The sequence below is a fragment of the Streptomyces sp. NBC_00443 genome, assembly GCF_036014175.1.
Classification (GTDB): domain Bacteria; phylum Actinomycetota; class Actinomycetes; order Streptomycetales; family Streptomycetaceae; genus Streptomyces.
The window spans coordinates 9,072,130-9,090,846 of sequence record NZ_CP107917.1; the positions used below are offsets into that span (position 1 = coordinate 9,072,130).

16 protein-coding genes and 1 pseudogene are annotated in these 18,717 nt (G+C 69.4%); 8 read left to right on the forward strand and 9 right to left on the reverse strand.

Annotated elements, in window-relative coordinates; all coding sequences use genetic code 11:
* Nucleotides 1-34: 34 nt before the first annotated feature.
* Together OHO27_RS41335 and OHO27_RS41340 are read right to left on the reverse strand one after the other, a co-directional pair.
* A pseudogene (locus tag OHO27_RS41335) lies at nucleotides 35-859 on the reverse strand (ThuA domain-containing protein); the annotation flags it as partial.
* A complete protein-coding gene (locus tag OHO27_RS41340; protein ID WP_328430035.1) occupies nucleotides 856-3,090 on the reverse strand; it encodes an RICIN domain-containing protein in 2,235 nt (744 codons plus the stop codon). The gene OHO27_RS41340 and the pseudogene OHO27_RS41335, both read right to left, overlap by 4 nt.
* Nucleotides 3,091-3,328: 238 nt before the next feature.
* Here OHO27_RS41340 and OHO27_RS41345 point away from each other — a divergent pair, with 238 nt between their 5' ends.
* Complete coding sequence (locus OHO27_RS41345; RefSeq protein ID WP_328430036.1) at nucleotides 3,329-3,721, forward strand: VOC family protein; 393 nt, start codon at nucleotides 3,329-3,331, stop codon at nucleotides 3,719-3,721.
* Nucleotides 3,722-3,897: 176 nt separating this feature from the next.
* A complete protein-coding gene (locus tag OHO27_RS41350) occupies nucleotides 3,898-5,079 on the forward strand; it encodes a PP2C family protein-serine/threonine phosphatase (protein ID WP_443059739.1) in 1,182 nt (393 codons plus the stop codon).
* A gap of 34 nt (nucleotides 5,080-5,113) precedes the next feature.
* Here OHO27_RS41350 and OHO27_RS41355 read toward each other — a convergent pair whose 3' ends face one another.
* The 4 genes from OHO27_RS41355 to OHO27_RS41370 all read right to left on the reverse strand — a co-directional run bounded on the left by OHO27_RS41355 (nucleotide 5,114) and on the right by OHO27_RS41370 (nucleotide 9,297).
* Nucleotides 5,114-6,115 carry an LLM class flavin-dependent oxidoreductase gene (locus tag OHO27_RS41355; protein ID WP_328430037.1) on the reverse strand — a complete coding sequence of 334 codons (1,002 nt, stop codon included), beginning with the start codon at nucleotides 6,113-6,115 and terminating at the stop codon, nucleotides 5,114-5,116.
* 47 nt (nucleotides 6,116-6,162) lie between these two features.
* On the reverse strand, nucleotides 6,163-7,116 hold the full coding sequence (locus tag OHO27_RS41360) for an SMI1/KNR4 family protein (RefSeq protein WP_328430038.1): 954 nt from the start codon (nucleotides 7,114-7,116) through the stop codon (nucleotides 6,163-6,165).
* A gap of 57 nt (nucleotides 7,117-7,173) precedes the next feature.
* Nucleotides 7,174-8,097 carry a GNAT family N-acetyltransferase gene (locus OHO27_RS41365; RefSeq protein WP_328430714.1) on the reverse strand — a complete coding sequence of 308 codons (924 nt, stop codon included), beginning with the start codon at nucleotides 8,095-8,097 and terminating at the stop codon, nucleotides 7,174-7,176.
* A 324-nt stretch (nucleotides 8,098-8,421) separates the two neighbouring features.
* The gene (locus tag OHO27_RS41370) at nucleotides 8,422-9,297 is read right to left on the reverse strand and encodes an RNA polymerase sigma-70 factor (RefSeq protein WP_328430715.1); all 876 of its coding nucleotides are present in this window, start codon (nucleotides 9,295-9,297) and stop codon (nucleotides 8,422-8,424) included.
* A gap of 262 nt (nucleotides 9,298-9,559) precedes the next feature.
* Here OHO27_RS41370 and OHO27_RS41375 point away from each other — a divergent pair, with 262 nt between their 5' ends.
* Entirely contained in the window at nucleotides 9,560-10,045 is a 486-nt protein-coding gene (locus OHO27_RS41375; RefSeq protein WP_328430039.1) for a carboxymuconolactone decarboxylase family protein, read from the forward strand.
* Between the two features lie 59 nt (nucleotides 10,046-10,104).
* Here OHO27_RS41375 and OHO27_RS41380 read toward each other — a convergent pair whose 3' ends face one another.
* Nucleotides 10,105-11,172, reverse strand: coding sequence for a methyltransferase (locus OHO27_RS41380; protein WP_328430040.1), 1,068 nt, complete (start codon nucleotides 11,170-11,172; stop codon nucleotides 10,105-10,107).
* Between the two features lie 65 nt (nucleotides 11,173-11,237).
* Nucleotides 11,238-11,708, reverse strand: coding sequence for a helix-turn-helix transcriptional regulator (locus OHO27_RS41385; protein ID WP_328430041.1), 471 nt, complete (start codon nucleotides 11,706-11,708; stop codon nucleotides 11,238-11,240).
* Nucleotides 11,709-12,242: 534 nt separating this feature from the next.
* Here OHO27_RS41385 and OHO27_RS41390 point away from each other — a divergent pair.
* Together OHO27_RS41390 and OHO27_RS41395 are read left to right on the forward strand one after the other, a co-directional pair.
* A complete protein-coding gene (locus OHO27_RS41390) occupies nucleotides 12,243-13,424 on the forward strand; it encodes a DUF418 domain-containing protein (protein WP_328430042.1) in 1,182 nt (393 codons plus the stop codon).
* A 368-nt stretch (nucleotides 13,425-13,792) separates the two neighbouring features.
* On the forward strand, nucleotides 13,793-14,359 hold the full coding sequence (locus OHO27_RS41395; RefSeq protein ID WP_328430043.1) for a hypothetical protein: 567 nt from the start codon (nucleotides 13,793-13,795) through the stop codon (nucleotides 14,357-14,359).
* 132 nt (nucleotides 14,360-14,491) lie between these two features.
* Here OHO27_RS41395 and OHO27_RS41400 read toward each other — a convergent pair whose 3' ends face one another.
* Entirely contained in the window at nucleotides 14,492-15,625 is a 1,134-nt protein-coding gene (locus tag OHO27_RS41400) for an AI-2E family transporter (RefSeq protein WP_328430044.1), read from the reverse strand.
* Between the two features lie 354 nt (nucleotides 15,626-15,979).
* Here OHO27_RS41400 and OHO27_RS41405 point away from each other — a divergent pair, with 354 nt between their 5' ends.
* The 3 genes from OHO27_RS41405 (at nucleotide 15,980) to OHO27_RS41415 (ending at nucleotide 18,708) form a co-directional block, all read left to right on the forward strand.
* Nucleotides 15,980-17,263: a phosphatase PAP2 family protein gene (locus OHO27_RS41405; RefSeq protein ID WP_328430716.1), complete on the forward strand. Its 1,284-nt coding sequence runs from the start codon at nucleotides 15,980-15,982 to the stop codon at nucleotides 17,261-17,263.
* 136 nt (nucleotides 17,264-17,399) lie between these two features.
* Nucleotides 17,400-18,017, forward strand: coding sequence for a nucleoside deaminase (locus OHO27_RS41410; protein WP_328430045.1), 618 nt, complete (start codon nucleotides 17,400-17,402; stop codon nucleotides 18,015-18,017).
* Nucleotides 18,018-18,093: 76 nt separating this feature from the next.
* Nucleotides 18,094-18,708 carry a dihydrofolate reductase family protein gene (locus OHO27_RS41415; RefSeq protein ID WP_328430046.1) on the forward strand — a complete coding sequence of 205 codons (615 nt, stop codon included), beginning with the start codon at nucleotides 18,094-18,096 and terminating at the stop codon, nucleotides 18,706-18,708.
* Nucleotides 18,709-18,717 lie beyond the last annotated feature (9 nt).

Here is an 18,717-nt window from a genome sequence, read left to right on the forward strand (position 1 = left end):
CACGGCATGGCCTGGAAGGTGACGGCTATTCGGCCGCACGGCCGAGCCATTTCAGGCCGTCGATGAGGAAGCGGTTCTGGGTGGGGCTTGCGAACGTGGACGACAGGCGGGTGTTGGTGGCGTAGTCCATGGCGTTGTGGCCGAAGTTCGCGTACAGCATCCGGTACTGGGTGTTGGTCCACAGGATCGGGTAATAGCCGCTGTACCAGGACTGGTTGGGGTCGGTGCCCAGGGGGAAGCTCGACGGGTCGACCGATGCCAGGATCTTGATGTTCGGCTTGGTGCGCAGGTCGTTGGACCAGCTGTACCACTCGCTCACGGCCGAGGTGAACGTCGCCGGCAGTGCGGTGGTCGAGGGGTGCGTACGGTCCTCGGTGCGCAGGTTCGCCGTCGTGGGGCCCCACGTGTTCGACCTGAAGTTCCCGCTGCCGAGGAAGGTGTTGTAGTACCAGGGCCACGAACCGGCGTCGGTGGTGAACGCCGAGACGTGGAAGCCCATCCAGCCGCCGCCCGCCCGCATGTACCGCTCGAAGCCGGCTCGCTGGGCCGCGGTGTCCGGCGCGTCGTCGAGGAAGAGGACGACCTGGTAGTCGTTCACGCCGCCGTTGGCGAGCAGGTTCCAGTCGGTCGTCGCCCGGTACGTGAAGTTGTTCTGGGCGGCGGTGCGCGGGAACCACTCGTTGGCTTCCTTGACGAAGTCGATGTGCGCGGCGTCCCAGGTGCCGTTGTAGAAGGCGATGACCTTGAAGGCGGGTGCCCGGTGCGCGGCGGTGGCGTGGAGTCCGGCGGGCGCCGGGCCCGCCGTCAGCCCCAGCACCAACGCCAGCCCGAACAGCAGTCGTGCTGCCAGCCGCCTCACGGGTGGCTCACCAGGTTGGCCACGTTGGTGGACGAGTTGGACGGGCCGCCCCGGTCGTTGATGACGTGCCGGATGGTTCCGGTACCGCCGAGCGAGACGGTCACCCTGTTCTGGAAGCGGACGCCCGGGGTGTTGGGGACTTCGAAGGCGCGCTCGGCGGTGACGGACGGGTTGGCGTTGAAGAAGCAGTAACTGCCCAGCCCGTACGCCTGGTGGCTGGTCACGGAGTTGGCGACCTTGTAGGCGGCGTAGCCCTGCGTGGAGCCGTTCATCCAGGCGGCCTGGTTGGGCGGGTCGTAGGGCATTTCGTTCTGGTAGAAGTACGTCCGCCCGCCGTTGCCGTTCCAGATGGTCTGGTGCTTCTGGTAGTGCTCGACGAACAGGCCGTACATGGTGACATTGTCGCCGTTGACGATGAGGCCGGTGTCGCCGGTGTTGCTGTTCCAGCCGATGCCGCTGCCGTGGTCGCCGCGCCAGATCCACATGTGGTCGCCGATGACGTTGTCGCTGTTGACGACGAGACTGGTGGTCGCCTTGCCCACGGCGGCACCGCCGACGCGGAAGTACACGTCATGCAGGGAGGTGGGGTTCGCGGCGTGGTTGGCGGCGGCGCCGGACGGGCCGATCTCCACCAGGGTCTGGGAGTTGGTCGTACCCGCGTCGAAGAGAACACCCGCGATCTTCACGCCGTCGACGTCGGCGACCGTCATGGCCGTGATGCCGTTGTCCGGGATGAACGTGGCCAGACCGAGCCCGAGGACCACGGTGTCGGGGCGGGTGACCCGCAGGGTCTGGTTGAGGTGGTAGACACCGGGGGTGACCAGCAGGTTCTTGCCCTCTGCGAGAGCGGCGTTGATCTGCGCGGCCGTCGCGCCCGGCTTGACGACGAAGAACTGGTCGATGCCGAGCGAGCTGCCCGCCGCGGCCCCGTTCGCCCAGCTCGTGCCCGAGGAGTTGGTCCGCAGGGAGGGCACGAACACCCGGTAGGCGCCCGCGTTGTCGACGTACAGGAAGGGCTTCTCCCGTACGGTCGGGGTCTGGTTGACCGTGGTGTAGGGCGGGTTGGGGAACGTGTTGCCCGGGACGCCCTGGCTGCCGACGAAGACCATGTTCCAGTTGGAGCCGGTCCAGCTGCCGAGCTGGGAGTTGCGGGTCAGCCACTGCTGCTGCGTGCCGGAGCGGACCTGCCCGTCGATCTTCGTGTCGGCCATGAAGCCGCCGCTGGACCAGCCGCCGTCGCTGAGTTCGAGGTTGCCGCGGACGTGCATGCGCCGGTACCCGGACGCCTGGGAGACGGACCAGCGGTCCGTGCCGCCCGTGGGGTTCACCGAGAGGTTCTCCGCGCCCCGCCAGAAGTTCTGGGTCGCGTTCTGCGGCGGGAACCAGTCCGCCTCCACGTGCACGGCGCCGTTGATGGTGACCGAGTCGGGGGACTGGCCCAGGCCCAGGACCTGGGTGTAGAAGCCGACGTTGACGTCATTGCTGTACGTGCCCGGCTTGAACATCACCGCATAGCGCTCGGAGCCGAACTGGTTCGTCTCCTGCTGCCGGAATATCGAGTCCAGTCGGCTCTGGATCGTGGACGACGGCATCGACGGATCGAAGACGGCCACGTTCGGGCCGAGGTCGACATCCCCCGGGGCGGTGCTCACGGGCGCGACCTGGAAGCGCTGGGCGGCCGAGCCGTTGCACGTGTACTGCACCAGCTGGACGCCGTCGGCCGTCGAGGCGGACGGTACGTCAAGACACTTGCCGCTGTGCCGGTTGACGAAGTGGTAGGCGCCGCCGCCCTCGTCGACGGCCTGCCACTGCTGGTTGTTGCCGCCGCCGTACGTCCACAGATGCACGGCCGCGTTGTCGGCCGTGGACACATCGCTGACATCCACCACCTGCTGGGCGTCGTTGCGGCTGTTGATCCGCACGTAGCCGTCGCTGGTCGGTGTGAAGCTCCACTGCTGCGCCGTGCTGTTGTTGCAGGCGTACTGCTGCACCGCGGTGCCGTTGACGGTGCCGGCCGCTCGTGCGTCCAGGCACTTGCCGCTGCCGCTGTTCACCACCGTGGACCAGCTGGTGGGGAGGGCAGCGGCGGAAGGGGCTGCATCGGCGGCGCGTTCCGGGACGGCCTGGGTGGGCTGGACGGCGCTGAGGAGCGAGGCGGCCGTGGCGGCGGCGACAAAGGCCGCGGTCAACGGACCGCGGCCTCTGACGGTTGGTCGCGATGTAGGGGGCATGTCATCTCCTGCGCCGACGATGCGGCGTGAGTGGGGGGTGAAGGCGGTGAACGCTTATTTCATTGCATGATTTAAGGAGTGACGGAAACCACTGTCAAGGCTTTGGTATAGGCCAACTCTGACGGCTGAAGGGCGCACGACCATCCGGACGGCTGCCAGCGCGGCGTGCCGTCGGCCGCGGTGCCCTTGATGTGCCCTGAGATGCCAGAACGGCTCACCCACGAAGGAGACACACGGCATGCTCGGACAATCGCAGGCGTACAGCGGCTTCTCGGTCGACGATCTCGACGCGGCCCGCCGGTTCTACGGGGAGACCCTCGGCCTCCAGGTGGAGGAGATGGGACAGGGCGAGATGCGCATGCTGATCGTGAGGTTCGGCGGTGGCGGGCACGTCTTCGTCTATCCAAAGGACACGCACACTCCCGCGACGTTCACGATCCTCAACTTCCCCGTGGACGACATCGAGGCCGCCGTCGCCGAACTGGAGCGGCGCGGCGTGAGCCTGGAGCGCTACTCCGGGTTCGACCACGACGAGAAGGGCATCGTTCGCGTCGGCCAGGGCGGCCCCATGGCGATCGCGTGGTTCACCGACCCCGCCGGGAACGTGCTCTCCGTGGTCCAGGAGGACTGACCGGCCGACCTCGGCATCGTGAAGGGACCCTCATCCGTACGGCGGTGTCGCCGGGGCGCCTGCCGCCGCTCCAGTCCGACTGGCCCCCCGTCGCCGGGCACGCCACGGGCCGCGGTGTGAGACTGCTGAACGACGCGCCCGAACCGCGTCCGACGGTCCCGACGGGAGGAGACGAGGTGGAGACGGCCGAGCCCGGCGGCGGTCCGCTGGAGGAGTTCCTCGCCGACCCGGAGAGCGCGGCGCTGGACCTGTCCACCGCGGTGGCCCGCTGCTCCAAGGCGCTGGGACTGCAGCACGCGGTGATCTACCTCGCCGACCTCCAGCAGCGCCGGCTGCTCCCGCTGACCGACGCGGGCTCTCCGCTGCCGGTCGACGACTCGCTCGCCGGCTGGGCGTACCGCACCCAGTCCCTGCGCGTGGAGGAGTCCGAGGCCGGCGGCATGACGGCCTGGCTCCCCCTGGTGGACGGCGCGGAGCGGCTCGGCGTACTCGCCGTGCACTCCCCGGCCCTGACACCGGCCTCGCTGCGCCGCAGCCGGACGCTCGCCGCTCTCCTGGCCATGATGATCACGTCCAAGCGGGCGTACAAGGACTCCTTCGTACGACGGACCCGCACCGAACCGATGCAGCTGCCGGCCGAGATGCTGCGCGCCTTCCTGCCGCCCCGCACGATCGGCACGGCGCACGTCGTGTCCACGGCCGTACTGGAGCCCGCCTACGAACTCGGCGGCGACGCCTTCGACCACTCCCTCACCGAGACCACCCTGCACGCCTCCGTCCTCGATGCCATGGGCCACAACCTGGCCTCGGGCCTGACCACCGCGGTGTCGCTCGCCGCCTGCCGCAACGCCCGGCGCACCGGGGCCGACCTGCCAGAACTGGTGCAGAGCGTGGACGACGCCTTGGCCCGATGGCTGCCCGACCAGTTCTGCACCGGCGTCCTCGCCCAGCTCGACCTGGCGGGCGGCGTGCTGCGCTGGACCAACTGCGGACACCCCGCGCCGCTGCTCATCCGGGACCAGCGGCTGCTCGTCGACGCCATGGAGCGGGAACCCGAACCACCGATGGGGTTGCCGTCGCTGCTCGCCCAGAGCACCCGGCAGACCCATGAGATCGCACTCCAGCCCGGCGACCGGGTGCTTCTCTACACCGACGGCGTCACCGAGTCCCGTACTCGCGACGGCGGCATGTTCGGCCTGGAGCACTTCACCGACTACATCATCCGCGCCACCGCCGCGGGCGAACTGGCGCCGGAAACCCTGCGGCGACTGATCCACTCGATCCTGGACGCACAGCCCCGGAGCCTCCGGGACGACGCGACGCTGCTGCTGTTCGAGTGGTGGCCGCCGACGCGGTGACGCGAGGCCCTGAGCCAGGGCAGGCAGGCCTGCCCTACGCGGTGGCGACTGGCTCGTCGCCCTGTGCAGGTGACGACGCGGCGATGAGCTCGAAGGACCGGAGGCGGTCCTTCAGGGCGTACACCGGTGACACGAGCATCAACTCCTGCGCACCGGTCGCTTCGGTCAGCTCCGTGAGACGGCGTACGACGGTCTCGGGGTCGCCGTACGCCTGGTGCGCGTGGAACGCCGCGAGGGCCTGCCGCTCCTGGTCGGAGAAGGGATGTGCGGCCGCTTCGGCGGGGGTGGGAAAGGCGATGTCGCTTCGCGCTTGGAGAAGGCCGACCTTGACGACGTTCATCGGCCCGACGAGCCGTTCGGCCTCTTCGCGCGTCGGGGCGCACACCGCCTCCACGCACAGCAGCACACGCGGGCTCGGGCACCAGCGGGACGGCACGAAGTGCGCGCGGTAGTGCCCGATCGCAGCAGCGGTGTTCTCGGGTCGGAAGTGATGGGCGAAGGCCATCGGCAGACCGAGCTGCGCGGCGAGAGCGGCCCCTGACACGCTGGAGGCCAGCAGCCAGGGCTCGGGCAGTGAGCCGAGCGCGACCTCGTCGAGCAGGAAGCGCAGTGTCGCCACCACGTCGTCGCGGTACTCCTCGTCCGTAGCCGGACCCGCCCCGCGCCGCAGGGCCAGGGCTGTCGCCTCGTGCACGGTACCCGGGCCACGGCCGATCCCGAGATCGATGCGATCAGGGTGCAGCGCGGCGAGCGTGCCGAACTGTTCGGCCAGCATGATCGGAGCATGGTTGGGGGCGAGGACGCCCCCGGATCCAAGCCGGATCGAGGACGTCGTCGCGGCGGCGTGAGCGACCAGCACCACCGGCGGGAAGGCACCGATGGCGGGGGAGTGGTGATGCTCGGCGTACCAGAGCCGTCGGTAGCCGAGCCCTTCGACGCGACGGGCGAACTCGGGCGTGTCCCGCAAGGTGTCGGCGGGGTCCGTCCCGCTCTGGACCATCGCGACTTCGAGTACGGAGAGCGGCACACCCATCATGTGATCAGTATGGCCGAACGCTTCGTGGGCGGAGGCCTCTTGCACGGTCAGCCGGTCAGGGGCCGCCACCGGTCCACCATCGCGTGGCCGAACCCCCCGCGCCACACCAGCGCCCCGCCGACCAGGCCGGGCTTGTCCCGCGTGGCCAGGGCCGGGGCTTCGAGCATGTCGGCGGCCTCTTCCAAGTAGGTGACCAGGGTGTCGAGTTCTTCGTCCCAAGCGTCGTTGTAGCGGGACCAACGGCCCAGGTAGCCGGTCGCGGCGTCCAGGTACAGGCCGGAGGTGCTGTCGGACGGACCGTGCGCGACAACCGGAATCCAGGTCGCCTTCCACACCGTGATCCGCTCCTCCTCGGACCGGCCGGCGTTGTGAGCGTCGTGGTCGGCCTGGGCGTCCAACTTCCACCGGTAGACGTCGGCCACGGCGTCCAGGGCCATCAGGGCCTCGTTGCCCGGCAGGCATCCCGAGCCCCAGCCGTCGGCCCCGTCGTCGCCTCCGCACAGCAGCCACAGGGTGCGCAGCTCGGTGGGTATGCGGACGCCGAGATCCTTCTCCAAGGCGGCGATCGCGGTGAGTTCGGCACCGGGGCGGAGGGCGGCACAGGAGTCGGGGGCGTGGTTCTGGAGGCGGCGGATGATGCGCAGCCAGGCGTCGGCGATCTGCCGTACGGTGACGGCCTCGGTCAGCGGGTCGACTGGCTGGACCTGCTCCCGACCTGGGCCCTCGTGCTGGTCGGGAGCCACGGGCTCGGCGGAGGGGGCGAGGCTCACGTACCGGATCTGGATCCGGTCGGGCTCGCGGATGTAGCCGACGGCCAGGTCGGGGCAGTCCTCGTACAGGTCGCCCTCGACCATCACGGTGAGGATGCCGGGCAGACTGGACGGCCGGCCCATGTCCGGGTCGTCGGCCAGCCGGCCGGCCAGGACCTTCAGGGCGTAGGGGACGCCGGCCCCGAACCGGGCGGCGGTGTCGCGCACGAACGGGGGGAGCTCGACGTTCAACGGTCCCGTACTCCTTGCTGGTTGGTCTGGCCTGGCCGGGTGGGTGGGCACGCGTGATCAGTTCCAGGTCATGTTGATCTCCCGCTCGAAGTTGACGTACTGGGCCCGCCGGAAGGCGTTCGCCATGGGGACGTTGCCGAGGTCCGTGGAGGCCCGGATGCGGGGGACGCCCTGCTCGGCGAGGATGCGGGTGCCTTCGGCGAGGACGTCGTCGATGTAGCCGATGCCGCGATGTGCGGGCAGGACGGCGACGTAGGCGAGGATCGGGTTGTAGCTGTTGTGGGCCGGGATCACGAACCCCACCGGTTCTCCATCGGGCAGCGTGGCGATCCGCCACCAGTCCCGCGGGCTCGTGTAGCGGGCGAGTTCGTCCTCGTAGTGCCGGGTGGCCGCCTCCTGGACAGACATCCGCGTCAGGTCGTCACGGCTGTGTGCGTCCAGCGTGCCGTCGAGGACCAGGGCCATCAGGGCCACGAGTTCCCCGTCATCCTGGACCGGCCGGAAGAGCAGACGCTTGCTGGGCCGGGGGACCGGTGACGTCGGATTCCATTCCAGGCGAAGTCGCTCGACGAAGAGCCGGGCGCCGGTCCGTTCCAGTACCGTCATGCGGTCTTCGACGACCTGTCTGGTCGCCGCGTTGTCACGCCAGTCCGGCGGGATGAAACGGCTGTACTCAGGGGGACGCGAACTGTCCGGGAGGACAGCGGCCATCGCCGTCCGCAGAAGCCGCACCCCGATGTCCAGGCGATCGGGATCCGGGGCGCTGTCGTCGATGTCGAGGACATCCAGGATCAGCGGTGTGTCCCTGCCGGGCCGACTCCACCAGGCAACCCTGGCCAGCAGGCGGTCACCGCGCTGGGCGACCCACATCCATTCGGGACGCCGACGGCCGGAGGCAAGGTCGTCGGCCAGTTCCGCGTTGAGGACGTAGGGCAGTTGAGAGAAGAGGTCGAGTTCGTCGCGTCCGTTGATCGGACGCATGGTCAGGTCGTTCAGTTGCTCGGTCAAGGCACGCTCCGTTGAAGGCGCCCGTCCGCTCCGGGGGTTCAGACGCGGTCTGCGCCCCGGGAGGACAAAAGCGCGCTGATCATGGCGATCATGGGCTTGTCTCTCCTCTCGCTGTCGTCCCCCCTCGGCCCTCGTGGCGGGGGTCCAGCCGTAACGTCTATCGAAGGGCGGCCCGAGTCCGCAAACCCTTTTCGATCACCCTGACGGCAGGTCAATGGGATGGTCGGCGCCGTCTGCGGCATGGTCCTGACCACTCTGTTCCAACAACCGTTCCAGGACGGCTGGTTCAAGGCGCGGTCAGCGGCTCATCGCGGTCTCCTGCTCCACGCGCGACAGCTTCTCGGGGTTGCGTACGGCGTAGAGTCCCGTGATGAGACCGTCGTCGATGCGGACGGCCAGCACCGTGTCGATCTGACCGTGCAGCCGGAGAACCAGGGCCGGATGGCCGTTGATGGTCGTCGACTGCAGCGACGCCGCGGCGCCGAAGCGGGTCAGCCCGGCGACCAGGGGTGCCACCTCGGCAGCGCCCACGACGGGCGCGGGCACGGCCTGCACGACTCCGCCGCCGTCGCCCAGCAGGACGACATCCGGCGCGAGGACGTCGAGCAGCCGTTGCAGATCGCCGGAGTCGACGGCCCGGCGGAAGGCATCGAGCGCGTTCTGCGCCTCGGCCCGAGAGACGGCCCCGCGCGGGCGGCGCGCTGCGACGTGTGCCCGCGCGCGGTGGGCGATCTGACGGACGGCGGCCGGGCTCTTGCCGACGGCTTGCGCGATCTCGCCGTATGCCAGGTCGAAGACCTCGCGCAGCACGAACACAGCCCGCTCGGTGGGGCCGAGTGTCTCCAGGACCAGCAGCATCGCCATGGACACGCTGTCCGCCAGCTCGACGTCCTCGGCCACGTCGGGCGCCGTCAGCAGCGGTTCGGGCAGCCAGGGGCCGACGTAGGACTCCTTGCGCCGGCGGAGCGTACGGAGCCGGATCAGTGCCTGGCGTGTGGTGATCCGGACGAGGAACGCCCGCTGATCGCGCACGGCGCCGAGATCGACGCCGACCCATCGCAGCCAGGTCTCCTGCAGGACGTCCTCCGCGTCGGTGGCCGAGCCGAGCATCTCGTAGGCGACGGTGAACAGCAGATTCCGGTGTGCGACGAACGCCTCGGTGGCGGAGTTCATCCCGTCGCCGGGAGCGGGAGATCCAGCGGTGTCCCTCGGTCGCACGGTGCGCTCGGTCACGGCTGACTCCCCACCTGTTCGCTGTCCGGCGTTCCTCACGCACAAGACGCCGGTCCCCGCTGCTTTGTGACATCCGATCCCGGTGGCGCACATCACACCGTCGTCGCTGTCACAAGGAGCGGAGCGTCGGCATCTGGTGGTCGTCCGGACGCCGCGCGAACGACCGCGCGGTACCGCTGTCGCACAAGTGAGGACGAAGCCCATGGAATCCCGTTTCAACCTGATGACCAACGAGGTCGGCGCCAAGGTCGGCAAGCGGATGTACAACGTCAGCCTGGCGATCATGGAGTCTTCGCTGCCCAAGGATCTGCAGCAGTTGGTGGAACTGCGCGCCAGCCAGATCAACGGCTGCGGTTGGTGCGTCGATGTGCACACCAAGGAAGCCGCAGCGGCCGGTGAGACGGCGGTGCGGATCCACCTGGTCGCCGCCTGGCGCGAGTCGGCCGTCTTCACCGAGGCCGAGCGGGCCGCGCTGGCGCTGACCGAGGAGGGCACCCGGCTCGCCGACGCCAACCACGGCGTGTCCGACGAGACCTGGGCACAGGTGCGCAAGCACTACGACGACGACCAGATCGCCGCGCTGGTCTCCCTGGTCGCCATGATCAACGCGGCCAACCGGCTCGGCGTGATCACCCGCATGCAGGGAGGGACGTACGAGCCCGGCATGTTCGCCGCCCTGTCGAACTGACCGCTAGGTGACCTGCGCCCCGGCCCGGGCCATCGGACCCGGGCCGGGGCGCGGGGAGGTCAGCGGGCTGTGGCTTCGAGGATGAAGAAGGGCTCGGCGTCGGTGAGCGGGCTGACCCTGGTGAGGGTCAGGCCCGCGCGATGGCACAGGTCCTGGAAGGTGTCGCGGGTGCGTTCCTTGCCGCCGAGGTTGACGAGCATGTTGAGGTCGCTCAGGTAGGTGATCGAGCTGTCGAGGCTGTCTGCTTCTTCGGCGTGGGCGGCGACGGCTTCGGGGAGCACGGGCTCCACGATCAGGACGGCACCGCCGGGTGGCAGTACCTCGCGGCAGTGGCTGAGGATGGTGACTGCCTGATCGTCCGTCCAGTCGTGCAGGATGCTCTTCAGCAGGTAGAGGTCCGAGCCTGCGGGGACGGAACTGAAGAAGTCTCCGGCGATCAGCGAGCAGCGGTCGTTGAGCCCGTGGCGCTCCAGCGTGTCGGGTGCTTCGTCCAGGCCGTGCGTCGTGTCGAAGACGACGCCGGTGAGGTGCGGATGCGCACCGAGCACGCCGGCCAGGAGGGTTCCGTCCCCGCCGCCGATGTCCGTGACGGTGGTGAACCGGCCGAAGTCGTAGGCGTGCGGCAGCGCGGCGGTGGTCTCGGAGACGGCTTGGCTCATCGCGGCGTTGAACTGCGCGGACAGTTCCGGGTGTTGGGCGAGGTGAGTGAAGAAGTCGGTGCCGAAGACGGTGTCGAAGGCGACCTCGCCCGTGCGGACGCTGCCATCCAGGTGTTCCCAGGCACGGACCACGGTCGGATCGGTGAACGCGCGCACGAACGATGCGAGCGAGTCGGGGTGCTCTGCGTCGAGCAGTGCGCCCGCGCCGGTCAGCGAGAAGCTGCCGGGAGCGAGCTCCCGCAGCAGGCCGAGGGCGGCCAGGGCACGCAGCAGCCGCGTCATGTGCTGGGGGTGGGCTCCGGCGTCGGCGGCCACCTCGGTGGCCTGGCGTGGGGTGTCGCCGATCAGCTCCGCAACCTTCAACTGGACCCCTGCGCGCAGGGTTTGTGCGGCCATGGTTCCGAAGGTGAGCCGGCCGATCAGGTCGCGGTCGGCTGAGTGTGCTGCCTGGGTACCGGGGTTCGTCACAGATGCGGTCCTTTCTGGTCTTCGGTGCGTTCGGTGTGCGCCGAAGGGACTTTTGCGGACACGGCTTAGCCGGCGGTCGTGTTCCTGTCGGCGAGGGCGCGTGGTGTGCATCCGGCGTGGGCGAGTACGTCGCGGTGGAGATGGGACTGGTCGGTGTATCCGCAGGCCAGGGCGACGTCGGCGGCATTGTGGCCGACGGTCAGCGCTCGGGCGGCGTGGTCGAAGCGGACCAGCATGGCGGCGCGTTTGGGCGTGAGGCCGACCTGCGCGGTGAACCTGGACCACAGCCGCTTGCGGCTCCAGCCGCAGGATGCGGCGAGGTCGTCGACCCGTACTCGCCCCCGCCGGCCCACGATCAGATCCCAGGCGGCGGCGACCTCAGGCGCCATCTCCGGTGCGTCTGCAGCACGTTCGGTGAGGAACTCGTCCATCAGCACGAGGCGTTCCTGCCAGGTCGAGGACTCGGCCAACTGCTCTCGCAGGCGCTCCTCGTGACGCCCCCACAGGTCCTTGAGAGGAGTGATGGAGCGGTCCATTCGTACGGGGACACACCCAGCAGTTCGTAAGCCGCCCGGGGAGACAACCGCATCTCGATGCACTCGACCCGCTCGCCGCGGATCCGGGCCGAACCGGGCGACAGCGCGGCGACGAGGCTGTTCAGAGGCAGGTGCCCCGCTGGACCCTCGACCGTGAGCGGGGCGTCTCCGAGCCCGATGACGACGATCACTGCGGGCTGGGGGAGGACCTGCAGATCCAGGCCACCGTCGACACGGTCGCGGAACCCTGCCATCCACACGCCGTTCACAGACGTGCCGCCGTGCAGACGGGCGACTTCCCAGCCGTTTACGGCGTCGCGGTCCGTGGGGGCGGGGCTCGCGTCGTAACTGCGCATGCCTCTACCGTGGCCGACTTCTCGGGGCTTGTCTTGGACGAATGTTCCGAACGCCACGCTGGGCATTGGACGGCCTGGGACCGGGCCGGGGCCGGCGCCTGGACTGCATCGAAGGATGTACGGCGTTTTCGTCCGGCCGCACGACGATCGAGCCGAACAGCGCCGAGAACCTGAAGGTATGCCCTACAGCCTTCGCGCGTCCCTTGACGACTCGTCCTCCACGCGGCCCGCCGCCCCGGCCCGGCTGCCGTTGCTCGATGTGCTGCGTGGAGCGGCGATTCTCGGCACCCTGATGACGAACGTGTGGATCTTCGCCGCGCCCGGCTCGGAGTGGGCGTTCCTGCAGGGGACGCCCATGCCCGACCCGCTCGGAGAGCCGGCCGAGGCGTTGTTCCGGTTCCTCGCGGACGGGAAGTTCCTGTCGCTGCTGACGATCCTGTTCGGTGTCGGTCTGGCCATTCAGTACGACTCCGCCGCCCGCCGCGGCACCCCGTGGCCGCGCGGCTACCGGCCCCGTGCGCTGTTCCTGTTCGCCGAGGGCACGGTGCACTTCGTCCTGGTCTTCGGGTTCGACGTGCTGATGGGGTACGCCCTGACGGCCCTGCTGATCGCCAGGCTGCTGGCGCGTACCGAGCGCATACGGCGCGCGGTGATGTGGACGTCGGTGAGTGTGCACGTGGTCCTGATGTCACTCATCACGCTCGCCCTGCTGGCCGCTCCCTCCGACGACTCCGGGAATGAGGTGTCCGACGCGGCGGTGGACGTGTACGCCCACGGCAGTTGGTTCGACCAGATCGCCTTCCGGCTGGAGAACGCGATCGCCCTGCGGATGGAACCGGTCATCTCCTTCGGCCTGCTGGTCTTCCTCTTCCTGCTCGGCGTCCGCCTCCACCGCTCCGGAGCCTTCACGCCCACCGACCGGGGGCGGCGGCTGCGCTCGCGGATGGCGGTCTGGGGCCTGGGGCTGGGCATTCCGTTCAACGCGGCCCTGTGGCTGGGCGGTGAGGAGTTCTTCTTCCTCGGCCGCTATGTCGCGGCCCCGGTGGTCGCCGTCGGCTACATGGGTCTGGTCGGCGTCGCCCTGGACCGCGGGTGGTTCCCGGCCTTCCTGACCCACGGTCTGTCCGCGGTCGGCCGTACGGCACTGTCCTGCTACGTCCTGCAGAACGTGCTGTGCATGCTGGCCTGCTACGGCATCGGTCTCGGCCTGGCCGGACACTTCGCCGATAGCGGTCCCTGGTGGGTCATGGGCCTGTGGGCGACGGTCTGCGTTCTCCTCGTAGCCGCCTCGACCCTGTGGCTGCGCCGGTTCTCCCACGGCCCGCTGGAAGGCGTACAGCGCCGGGTCCTGCGTCGCTGAGCGGGTACAGCGGGGAGGGTGCCGTGGATCTGCTCCGGGCCGAAGGGCCCTGAGGCGCGGCGTCGTCGACACATCGGCGCCCGCTGGGAGCAGCCTTTTGCGACGAACCTGCCGGAAGCCGACCGGGGCAGGCTCGCTGACTGGCGCCCGCCTGCTCGCGGACGGCTACTGGACGGGTGCAGGTGCGCCGCCGGCAGCGTCGCCAACATCGTCGCCGGTGCCCTGCTCACCGAACTCCGCGCCGCCCACTGACCCGTACGAGAGCACCGCAGGCAGGCACCCGGCGTACGACCGCCGCCGTCTCTCTCCCCGGCGACACACCCTGACGTAGCGTCAGACAGGCCCGGCCGAACACCTACGCTGACCGCATGGGCCACGACGACATGGAGGGCGCCGGGGGCCGACCCTTTCCGGCCGGCGGCCCGGCGGCCGGGGCGGGCAATGACCCGCGGACCACGGCCGATTGGCTCAACTGGCTCAAGGAGCGGCTGTACGCGACCATCACCATGATCTCCGTGGTGATCGGCCTGACCGTGTCCGAGCACCCCTCCGCCGCCGGGGCCGCGGCCAGTGTGGCGGCCGCCGCGGTCGGCCTCTGGCTCGCGACGCTCGTCGCCGACGAGCAGGCCCACCGCACGGTGCACGGCAGGGTGGCCACCGGCGCGGAGCTGCGCCGGATGCTGTGGGTCAGCAGCCCGCTGCTGCTGTCCGCGGTCGGCCCGCTCATCCTGATCGGCTCCGCGGCCCTGGACGTGATGGACCTGGACACCGCCCTGTTCGCCGCGGCCGGGGTGAACGTGGCCGGCCTGTTCGGATGGGGCTGGTACGGCGGTGTCCGGATGGGCAACAGCACCGCGGCCGGCGTCCTGGCCGGCGTGCTCGACGCGGTGATCGGGCTGGCCGTCGCCCTGGTCAAGGCCGTTGCCGGCCACTGACCGGCCGTACCGGCGCTGTACCGGCCGAACCGGGGTCGGCTCCCGGCGCCTGGCACCGCGCGGCGGCGTCCACTTCCACGCCAAATCCGTCAACGCACCCCGGCCCACCCGAGATCGGTCACCAGACACGGCTCAGGCGATGTCGTCGCCGGACCTCGCCCCGACCCCTTCCGGTTCGTCGGTGCGGCCCCGCAGGGCCTGGCACACGGACCAGACCACGGCCACCACCGGTACGGCCACCACGGCGCCGATCACCCCCGCCGCCACCGCTCCGCCGACGACCGCCAGCGCGACCACCACCGGGTGCAGGCGGACGGCCCAGCTCATCACGATGGGGTGCAGGAGGTGGCCCTCGATCTGTCCGATGACCACGATCAGGGCCACGACGAGCAGGGCGATCAGTACTCCCTTGGACGCCAGCGCGACGACGGCCGCGACCGCGAGAGCGATCGGCGAGCCGATCAGCGGGATGAACGCGGCCGCGAACTCAAGCAGCGCCAACGGCACGGCGAGGGGCACACCGAGTGCGAGCAGTGCGACGCCCACGAGGACCGCGTTGGTTGCCGCGACCAGCAGGATGCCGTGCGTGTAACCGGTGAACGTCCGCCAGGCCGCCCCGCCCGCCACGGCGAAACGCTGACGGGCCGCCACGGGGAGCTGGTCGCACAGCCATTGCCACTGCTTCTCGCCGGAGTGCGTGAAGAAGACCGCGCAGAACAGGGCCAGAGCGAGCACGGTCAACACCTCGAGCAGCCGGCTCGCGCCGCTGAGTGCCGTGCTGATGAGGGTCGAGCGGTGACTCGACAGGAGTTTGCCGATCCGGGACTGGAGATCATTGAAGATGTCCGGGGGGAGCCGGAACGGAGGCTCCTCCAGCTGGCGTTCGATCCGGTCGATTCCCGTCACGAACTCCCGCTCCAGCCCGCTTCGCTGGTCCGCCACCGTCTCACCCACCAGGGCCAGCGCCCCGAGGATGAGGACGATGCCGCCGATGAGCGCGACGGCGACCGCGAGCGGGCGGGGCATGTAGCGGGCGAGGAGGCCGGCCACGGGGCGGAGCACGGCAGCGATCACAAGACCGAGGAAGACGGCGACGGCGATCCGGTGGAACTGCCCGAGCACGGAGAAGGCGACGCGGACGACGATGCCGATGGCGATGATCCGCCATGCGTACGCGGCGGCGGTCCGCAGCAGCCCCGGCACGCGCGACTCCACGCCGCCCGGGTGCTCGAGCGGCGAGGCAGGCGGATCGGGGGGCGTGGCCATCTCATGCCCGTACCACCCGACGGTCCCAGGACCGCGCTGCCGAGGCGTAATTCCCCCGAAGGCCGGTACCGGCAGCGCCAAGGTGGGCTGTCGGGCGTGCTGTCACCGCGCTGAGCGGGCGTCAGTTAACCGAGCCGAAACCTACTGGCCTTCTCCGCTAACATGTTCGAACTCGCGATGATCGCCCTCATCGCCAACTGTTGCCCGAAACCCGGACCAATCACAGCAAAGTGACCTGTTTACCTAACATCTGAAAACCGGCCAAACAAATTGATACCCATGTCGTCGCGGGTGTTCTCGCGAATAAAAAACTCAATCAAGTTCGCCGTCGCCGCGTCGCGTCGCCCACGGGTGATGCTGTGGACCGCTGCCGGTGTGGTGGCCGTCGGGTTCCTCGTCGCGCTGGAGATCGCGGCGCGCCACTACGGCATACCGGGGCCGATCACCACGCAGGTGCGAGAGGTGATATTCCCGCCCAAGTCGGGATTCCTGCTGTACGCCGGTATGGCGTTGATGATGGTGGTGCTGACCCGGCGGCAACGGTTCATCGCGGTTGGTACCGCGATCGGCATCGACCTCATATTCGTCGTGGTGCGGTGGGCTGCCGACGTAAAGGTGACCGAAGGCCACCCCTTCGGCAACGGCGCGTTGTGGGTGATGCTGGGCTGCACGGTCATCGCTGTCACGCGGCGCACCGGCCGGGAACGGGCCCTGCTCCTGAAGGGCGTCGGGCTGGGGCTGCTGCTGGTGGCCGGCCGTAAGACCGGCGACGCGTGGCTGCACATCACCTCGCAGACCCGCCCGGTGGTGCTGGACCAGTACGTGGCAACCGCCGATCAGGCGCTGGGCAACCCGTCGTGGCTGGTGGGCCGGATGGTTCGGGCCACCGGCCCGGTCGGCGCCCACGTTCTCGACTACGTCTACGTCCAGCTCGCGGTGGCCTCAGTGGTCGTCGCGTTGTACCAACTGCGCCACGTGGCCGTCGAGCGCCGCTTCCCGAGCCATCATCTGGTGCGCACGTTTCTTGCCATCGGCCTCCTCGGGCCGGGCATCTACATGATCTACCCGGTCGTCGGGCCGGTCTTCGCCTACGGCGTCGACGGCGGGCAGTGGGCGGTCGCCAACCTGTGGCCGGAGACGGCACCGCCGATGGGCGTGCCGCACCCGATGCCGTTCGACGAGATCACCCCACGCAACTGCATGCCCAGCCTGCACACGGCCTGGGCCACCGTGATCTTCGTTCATTCCCGGAACGGGCCGCGGATTCTGCGATTCGCAGGCTCCTTCTGGCTGATTGCCACGCTCGGCGCAACTCTGGGATTCGGCTACCACTACGGCGTGGACCTCGTCGCCGGTGTGGTGTTCGCGCTCACGATCGAGGCGGCGATGCGTTCGCTCGCTCGTGGCTGGGACCGGTCGGGAATCCAGCTGGTCGCCTACGGCACGGCGGTCTTCGCGGCCCTGTTGGCGTCCTATCGCTATCTCCCGATGGAGATGGCCAGATATCCGCTGGTGTTCGGGCCACTTCTCATTCTGGCGATGGTCTCAGTGATCCTCGGCTACATGCGGACCACCAGGCTCTGGGAACCGAAGGTCGCACCGGGGCGGCAACTGGAACCGCAACCCGAACTGGTCTGACTCATGACGCACCAGGTTCTGTTCAGGCTCGGCCGCTTCGGGCCTGCGCGATGCGTGACGCAGACCCGGATCGGAAACCATCTGTGATGGGTTGATCACTCCGTGGAGTTGTCGGTGGCGGCGCAAGGAGCAGGGTATGGACTCGGGCAGGCGTCAGTTCCTCGGCAGGTTCGGAGCCGTGGTGACGGGAGTTGCGGCGCCGGTCGCACTCCCTCGGCATGCGATGCGAGAGAGCCACGCGGCGACGGACCTGCGAACCGGCACCCGTCACGAGCGGCTCATGTGGCGGGCCATCGAGGAGGCTCGGAGGAATCCCGAGTGGCCGTTCGGCGCGGTGATCGTGGACAGCCGCACCGGCGAGGTCCGGGGGAGGGGGGTCAACACCGGGGCGGACAACCCGCTGCTGCACGGCGAGGTGGTCGCCATGAACGACTACGTGGATCGCCACGGCAACCAGGACTGGTCCGAGACCACCCTCTACACAACGGGCGAGCCCTGCTCGATGTGCATGAGCGCGATGGCATGGGCGAATCTGCGGCGCGTCGTATGGGGAAGCGCCATCGACGAGATCCGCCGGACTGAGATCATCCAGATCGACCTGTCAGCCCGGGAGGTGGCCGCCTCGGCGCGGTCCTTCTACAGGCCCGAGCTGTTGCTGGGCGGCGTGCTCGCCGGCCACACGAACCGCCTCTTCCGGGACGCCCAACGGCTGCGCCAAAGCCTTCCGGACGTGCCTTCGGCCGCTCTGCCCTGACGCCGGCACGACGGTGATGAGTTTCGGCGGCGGGACCGGTCACACGTACGAGGGCCCCCGACGAGAGGAACCGGCCATGGCCACCGCAGAGACCCCCCAGAGCCCCGACGGCATGTTCCTCACCGCGCTGCCGGACACCAAGCCACAGACGGCCGCGGGGAAGGTGTTGTTGCACTTCAGCATGTCGCTGGACGGGTTCGTGGCAGGGCCGCAGGATTCGATGGACTGGCTGACGGGCATCTCGTCCCGGCCCGGCATCATCGAGGAGTACGTCGAGACGACCGGCGCCGTGCTGGGCGGTCGGAAGGGCTGGGACGCCTACCCCGAGCCCGGCGCCATCTACGGCGGCGCATGGCAGGGGCCGCTCTTCATCCTGACGCACCATCCTGAGGACGCCCAGCAGGCCGAGGGCGTGACGTTCCTGAACTGCGATGTGGCCGAGGCGGTCCGGATCGGGCTGGAGACCGCCGGCGGCAAGAACCTAGAGGTGTTCTCGCCCACGATCGGGAGGCAACTCCTGGAGCGGGGCCTGGTCGACGAGATCGACCTGCACGTAGCGCCGGTGCTGCTCGGCGACGGGGTCCGACTGTTCGACAACCCCGGGGGCGTGCCCATGCGGCTCGAACTGCTCAACGGCGGCGACCGAACCGCGGAGGTGAACCTGCGGTACCACCCCGTCGCGAACAAGTGACGGCCCTCG

Coding starts and splice junctions, on each gene's coding strand:
- OHO27_RS41340 (WP_328430035.1), bottom strand. CDS start 3,090: ATGCCCCCTACATCGCGACCAACCGTCAGAGGCCGCGGTCCGTTGACC.
- OHO27_RS41345 (WP_328430036.1), top strand. CDS start 3,329: ATGCTCGGACAATCGCAGGCGTACAGCGGCTTCTCGGTCGACGATCTC.
- OHO27_RS41355 (WP_328430037.1), bottom strand. CDS start 6,115: ATGATGGGTGTGCCGCTCTCCGTACTCGAAGTCGCGATGGTCCAGAGC.
- OHO27_RS41365 (WP_328430714.1), bottom strand. CDS start 8,097: ATGCGTCCGATCAACGGACGCGACGAACTCGACCTCTTCTCTCAACTG.
- OHO27_RS41370 (WP_328430715.1), bottom strand. CDS start 9,297: ATGAACTCCGCCACCGAGGCGTTCGTCGCACACCGGAATCTGCTGTTC.
- OHO27_RS41375 (WP_328430039.1), top strand. CDS start 9,560: ATGGAATCCCGTTTCAACCTGATGACCAACGAGGTCGGCGCCAAGGTC.
- OHO27_RS41385 (WP_328430041.1), bottom strand. CDS start 11,708: ATGGACCGCTCCATCACTCCTCTCAAGGACCTGTGGGGGCGTCACGAG.
- OHO27_RS41390 (WP_328430042.1), top strand. CDS start 12,243: ATGCCCTACAGCCTTCGCGCGTCCCTTGACGACTCGTCCTCCACGCGG.
- OHO27_RS41395 (WP_328430043.1), top strand. CDS start 13,793: ATGGGCCACGACGACATGGAGGGCGCCGGGGGCCGACCCTTTCCGGCC.
- OHO27_RS41400 (WP_328430044.1), bottom strand. CDS start 15,625: ATGGCCACGCCCCCCGATCCGCCTGCCTCGCCGCTCGAGCACCCGGGC.
- OHO27_RS41405 (WP_328430716.1), top strand. CDS start 15,980: ATGCTGTGGACCGCTGCCGGTGTGGTGGCCGTCGGGTTCCTCGTCGCG.
- OHO27_RS41410 (WP_328430045.1), top strand. CDS start 17,400: ATGGACTCGGGCAGGCGTCAGTTCCTCGGCAGGTTCGGAGCCGTGGTG.
- OHO27_RS41415 (WP_328430046.1), top strand. CDS start 18,094: ATGGCCACCGCAGAGACCCCCCAGAGCCCCGACGGCATGTTCCTCACC.